This window comes from Lentibacillus sp. (genome assembly GCF_035301925.1).
In the GTDB taxonomy this organism is placed as follows: domain Bacteria; phylum Bacillota; class Bacilli; order Bacillales; family Amphibacillaceae; genus Lentibacillus.
In genome coordinates this window covers 1-4683 of the sequence record NZ_DATGTI010000176.1, presented here as the reverse complement: position 1 = coordinate 4683, position 4683 = coordinate 1, and the positions used below count along the sequence as shown (strand labels likewise).

Here is a 4683-nt window from a genome sequence, read left to right as displayed (position 1 = left end):
AAATAGTCTACCGCCTGCCTGCGATTATGGATATCCAATTTCCTGTATATCTCACTGATGTAATTTTTGACAGTCCCCTGCCCGAGAAATAAGTGGTTTGCGATTTTCTTGTTTGAATTGCCATTGAGAATCAAATAGGCGATATCGAGCTCCCGGTTAGTGAAACGGATCCCCTGATTACCAAGCCGTTTGCCTAAAGCCTGCTTCTTATCAAGTGTCAGTTCCCTGATGCGGTTAACCAGGAGGCTGGCAACATCGCCTGATAACACATGTTGGCCGATAACTGCATCCTTAATCGACTGAATCAGTTTTTCCGGATACAGATCTTTCAGCAAGAATCCGTCCGCTCCGACTTGGATGGCCCGAATAACCAGCTCCTCATCTTTCGCGGTCGTCAACATCACAACTTTCACATCCGGGTGATTTTCTTTAATATAGGCAGTTGCTCTAATCCCGTCCAGTTCAGGCATATGAATATCCATCAGCACGACATCGGGCTTTTTTGTTTCTAATAGTGCTTTGGCCTGTTCGCCATTATCTGCCATGGCAATTACTTCGATGTCATCTCTGTGGTTGATTAGGGCCTCGACTCCCTCACGGAATAACCGATGATCATCGACGAGCATTACGTTTATCAAAGCATCATCACCTACTGGGCTGTGGATCGTAAGTCTTACTATCAATAATAGTAGGTCGGCTATACAAATAAATGCACACCTAAAATAAACCGAAGATCGATTTCTTTTTGATTTGCTCGGGCGGCAGATGGTTGACCATTTTGCCATCAATCATTAAATTGGGATTTTCCCGGAAAAGGTAAAACGTCTCGTTCCCGTGCGCTTTGTGCAGCTCATCATAGGCATCCTTCAAATAAAAACCGCGTGTTGAGGTGTTATGGGCGTCAGATGCGATAAAGTGTGTCAGGTTCGTCTCAATCAGCTGATGAGAGAACTTCTGGATTTTTTTGCCGAACTTTCCACACACACTTGAAGCCGTCACTTGTGACAGCACACCTTTTTCAACCATGCGATACAGCTTATCCGGATCCTCCATGATCTCCTTGTTTCGCTCCGGGTGCACAATAACAGGCATATACCCCTTGAGTTGTATATCAAACAATAGCTGTTTAGCATATCGCGGTATATGCCCCGACGGAAATTCGACAAAGACATATTTGGTATTTTCATTGATTGGCAGAATCTCGCCCTGTTCCAGACCTTCAACCATATCACCGTTGATACGGGTTTCCTGGCCCGGGAGAATCGTAAGCTGAATGTCTTCCTCCGCCAGTTTATCATTCAGAATACTGGTGTATTTCAGAATGTCCGTTTTGATATTGTCATATTTGCCATTGCGGTGATGCGGTGTGGCCACAATATGATGAATACCCTGGTCGACGGCTGCTTTAGCCATGTCCAGCGTATCATTAATTGTTTGCGCGCCGTCGTCAATCCCCGGCAAAATATGGCAATGGATATCAATCATGTCGTCACTTCCCGGCTGGTTCATTAGTATTACGTGTCATGTATCCTCATTCTAGCAAAGGAAGCGTCGTTATCCAACCGTTCAGCCGAATATCAGCCACTTTTTCTTGGGTCTGATGCGTTCAGGCGGTTCTTGAATGATCGTTTGTCCTAATAGAAGCAGTTCGCTGTTTTCCGTAAACTGATTGGCTAATGTCTCGCCATAATTCTTTTTCAGATAATTAAGCGCCTCCCGCATGTAAAACACGCGCTTTTTAACACTGTGTGCGTTAGATGCCATGAAATGAGCTAAATTGGCTTCGACCATTTGATTGGCAAACCGCTCTATCTTTTTTCCAGCTTTGCCAATCAGATTGCCAGCCGTTACCTGTGTCAGCGCGCCATTCTTGACCAGCCGATACAGCTTATCCGGGTTTTCCATTAATTCCTGATTACGTTCCGGCTGAACAACAATCGGCTTGTACCCGGCAATCTGCATGTCAAATAGCAGCTGAGTCGTGTACGCTGGTACATGGGACGATGGGAATCCAATCAGAACATAGCCGCTGTTGCAGTTTAGTGCAACCACATCGCCGCTTTCCAGATCAGCGAGCATATCTCCACTGGCCCTCGGCTCCTGACCGGGGAAAACTTCAACCGGAATACCTTCATCTTTCAGCTGCGCATTTAATTGATGAACAGCTTCAAATATGTCTTGTCCGTTATTTTCGTATTGCCCATTGTTATGATGCGGTGTGGCAACGATTCTGGAAACCCCCTGTTTGGCTGCTTCCTTGGCCATCGCCATGCTTTCCGCCAAGGTCTTGGATCCGTCATCAACCCCAGGCAAAATGTGACAGTGTATATCTATCATACTCGCATTCCCCTTTTAATAATTAGGACTTTTTACCCACCATAATTATAGCAGAGAGAATGAGTCTTTGAAACAATTAAAAGTCATTTTAAAGTCACCCTATTTGTCAAAAAGTCATAGTTTTGGATGATTTTTACAATTTCCGACAAAAAGCGACTCTCCCTGTTTAGAGAGGGAGAGCCGCTGTCCGTTAACTGCCGTAATAGTAATAGTAATTCGATTCTTTTTTCGTCATGTCGTTCAGGATGGTGCCCAGGATTTTAGTATTACCGGCCTGAAGTGCCTGAATGGCATTTTGGGCTGCTTCGTATTCAGTTTGTTTGCTGCGGGCGACAAGGAGTGACCCGTCACACAAGTTGGCAAGAACTTGCGCATCCGTTACAGCCAGGACCGGTGGCGTATCAAACAGGATAACATCATAGATATTGCGGGCTTCCTCGATGGTCCGTGCCATTTTTTCCGATGCCAGTAGCTCTGACGGGTTCGGCGGAATCGGACCGCATGAGAGGACATCAAGGTTGTCGACGTCACTCGGTGCAATCGTCTCCGTGAGAGGTGATTCACCGACCAGCACATTGCTCAGCCCTTTCAAGTTGTCAAGGCGGAAAGTATAATGCATCGTCGGCTTGCGCATATCTGCATCAATTAAGAGTACGCGTTTCCCCTGCTGGGCATAAACCACAGCCAGGTTTGCTGTTGTCATCGATTTGCCATCCCCAGGACCGGCAGAGGTCACGAGTATGGCCTGCAGCAGATTATCCACTGATGAGAACTGGATATTGGTACGGACGGTCCGGTACTGTTCGGATACCGGCGAACGCGGATTCAAGTTGGTAATCAGGTGCCGCATCTTACTGTTCTTAGTTGACTTTTTCTTCTTGCGTGCCATGCATTTCACCTCTGCTTCTCGTTTGTTTCCGTGACTGGAATTGGTTTACTTGAATATCATCATCTGATACGTGCGAGATGACACCAAGCACCGGAACACCGAGTTTATCCTCGATATCTTTTTCGGTTTTGATCGTGTTATCAAGATACTCAAGCAGAAACGCAAGCCCGACGCCAATCATGCCACCAAGCACAATCGCGATGGCGATATTCAGCATTGGTTTCGGGCTGACGGGAGATGGGTTCCCGTTCATTTCTGCTTCGGACAGGATTGAGACGTTATCGACGCTCAGGATATCCGGGATCTCCTGTTGAAAAATTTGCACCGTCGTATTGGCAATTTTCGTCGCAAGCGCGGGATCCGAATTGGTTGCCGTTACGGTCACGACCTGTGAATTCTCGGCACTCGAGACGTTAAGGCTGCTTTCCAGCTGACCGACCGAATAATTCAAACCGAGTTCATCTATCACCTGTTCCAGAATGGCCGGACTTTTGATAATAACATTATACGTATTAATCAGTTTGACATTAGCCTGAATGTCACTTTGCGTGAATTCAGACGATTGATCTTCCTGCTGCTTCTGGTTCACCACAAACATGGAGCTGGATTCATATTTCGGTGTCAGTACGAAATAACTGGCCACCGCTGCAATGAGGGCCGCACCCACGATCAGGCTGATGATGAGCAGAATCCGCTTCTTGATGACCTCAAAAATCTCTTTGAGGGATATCGTTTCTTCCATTTGTTGTTTACCTCCTGTTTCGACGTTCTATACTGTTGTCGTCTGATAATCTATTATATGATTTCGGCATCATAAACGAAATTATAACATACATCTTGGCAAATCGTGATAGTTTTTTTGGATTAGGTTGAGAGAGGGTGGGTCTAGGGTCGTGCAGGCTCTGGCTTTGGGTGGATTTTAGGTGTGCATGATTTGCGGCTGGTGCACATGTTAGCGTGTCAACACCCATGATTGAGGGCTCGGAAGAGTGCACGAGAACATATTTTTGATTTCACGCCCATGCTTCTATTTTCCGGTACATGTTTCCATCCACGGGCCTATGCTTTTGATTTGGGGAACATGTTCGGGAATTCGAGCCCATAAATTCGTTTTCGCGCCCATGTTTTGTTCCTCGCGCCCATAAACGCCGGACTCGGGAACATGTCTCCATTTTCTCAGCCATCGAGAGTTCACGCCCCCCATGCTTTATCGCTCGACTCCCAATTTTCCGCATGATATTTATCCATTTCTTTCCTACACTGCATAATGTTACAAAATATTACATAATCACCACAAGTTGATTACAAATGTGGCAGGAATCTATTAAACTTTTAAGCCTTCATGTATAATATGAGACATATTTCAACACGAAACTTAGAAGGAGGATCTTTCTTTGGCCAATAAGAAAATTTTTATGTCGGTAACTGCAAGTGCTTTCATCGCTTCGGCAATTTTC

At 45.8% G+C, this 4683-nt stretch carries 5 protein-coding genes; all 5 read right to left on the bottom strand.

Annotation, left to right across the window (positions count from 1 at the left end; all coding sequences use genetic code 11):
* Positions 1–638: response regulator transcription factor (locus tag VK080_RS14375; protein ID WP_324225462.1), on the bottom strand; the 638-nt coding region annotated here is incomplete at its 3' end.
* Positions 639–717: 79 nt separating this feature from the next.
* Positions 718–1485 carry a tyrosine-protein phosphatase gene (locus VK080_RS14370; protein WP_324225461.1) on the bottom strand — a complete coding sequence of 256 codons (768 nt, stop codon included), beginning with the start codon at positions 1483–1485 and terminating at the stop codon, positions 718–720.
* Positions 1486–1566: 81 nt separating this feature from the next.
* Complete coding sequence (locus VK080_RS14365; RefSeq protein WP_324225460.1) at positions 1567–2337, bottom strand: tyrosine-protein phosphatase; 771 nt, start codon at positions 2335–2337, stop codon at positions 1567–1569.
* A gap of 190 nt (positions 2338–2527) precedes the next feature.
* Positions 2528–3226, bottom strand: coding sequence for a CpsD/CapB family tyrosine-protein kinase (locus VK080_RS14360; RefSeq protein ID WP_324225459.1), 699 nt, complete (start codon positions 3224–3226; stop codon positions 2528–2530).
* Positions 3198–3968, bottom strand: a complete 771-nt coding sequence (locus VK080_RS14355) for a YveK family protein (protein ID WP_324225458.1) — start codon at positions 3966–3968, stop codon at positions 3198–3200. Before VK080_RS14355 ends, VK080_RS14360 begins: the two co-directional genes overlap by 29 nt.
* Positions 3969–4683 lie beyond the last annotated feature (715 nt).